We start from the raw sequence: 1,250 nt of genomic DNA, 5'->3' as shown, positions 1-1,250 counted from the left end.
GAAACCCTCGAACTGTGCAGGCGCATCACCTCCGGCTACCGCCCTGCCCTGCGCAACAGCCCCGTCGCCGACTGCACCCGCCGCTTCGAACTGCTGCCCCTGCGCTACGCCGCCGTCGGCGGCAACCCGGCACAACGTGCTCGCCTGCCCAAATTGCCAGGCTATCTCAGCCCGTTCCAGGAGGTCGGCGAGCTGACCCATTCCAGCTACGCCATCCGCCCTTTGCGCGAGGGCTTTCTCTACCTGCTGATCAAGCGCCATAGCGCACCGGCCTACGAATGGCACAGCCAATACCGCGTGGCGCCCAATGGCTCGCTGCTGTACATCAGCAGCGACGCCCCCTGGGCGCCTGCCCCCAGCGCCGGCAATCTGGATGAGATCCTTCGCGGTTTCGGCTGGACCATCACCCTCTACGACCTGGATGACATCCAGGAGCTGCGCCCATTGTTCAGCCCTTCCCCGCTGACCCCGCGCATGCTCGACAACTACCGCCTGCTCGACGAGGAATACCGCAGCAGCCTGCCCACGATTGATATCGCCCGCTTCATCCAGCCTTCCGACGCCCCGCCACAGCCCCACGTCCTCAAGCATGACCAACTGAACTGGGTGGCCGACTTCAAGGCCCAAAACGATGCAGACCTGCAGGCACTGCTGGACCTGCAGCCGTTCAACAACGACCAGATCGTCTCGCCGCACGCATCACGCCAAGCGCTGGCACCGCTGGTGAACCACAGCAAACCCCGTGGCGCCGCCATCGTCATCGAAGACGCCATCGGGATCACCCAGGAGCTCAACGCCTGGCGCAACGCCGCTGTCGAGGATGTGAAGACCCAGTGGCTGGCGCGCACCGTGGAACCCGGGGTGGACAACGAACGCAAGCTGCTGGTCGCGCAGTCGTTCCTGGAAATCGAAAAACTCTACCCGCAGATGGTGGCCGAGCAGATCGTCAAGCGCGAAGTCATGGCCGAAAAAGTCCGCAACCAGCCCCACCTGCATCCCGAGATCTACTTGTTCTCCGAACGGGCCAATCAACAGGCCGATGCCCATGATGAACGCATGAAGCCCCACCTGGCGCAGTTCGAGCGCGAGGTCCGCAGCAAAGTCCAGGCCCGCCAGGATGCCGGCGAGTTCCGCAAGCGGTTCGACCAGAAATACGGCCACCTGGTCGACCGCCAGGCCATGCACGATCAGCTCGACGGTTTCGAGCAGGCCATGCAACACGCCCAGCAAGCCGCCGAAGACCGCGCCAA

Annotated in this window: 1 protein-coding gene; it reads left to right on the top strand. The window is 64.2% G+C overall.

The window, feature by feature from the left end:
- A partial coding sequence (locus I8746_RS26835; RefSeq protein WP_311044818.1) for a T6SS effector BTH_I2691 family protein occupies window positions 1-1,250 on the top strand: 1,250 nt, incomplete at both ends.

It is taken from the genome of Pseudomonas sp. USTB-Z (assembly GCF_019691255.1).
Lineage (GTDB): Bacteria > Pseudomonadota > Gammaproteobacteria > Pseudomonadales > Pseudomonadaceae > Aquipseudomonas > Aquipseudomonas alloputida.
This window is presented reverse-complemented; position numbering and strand designations above follow the sequence as displayed.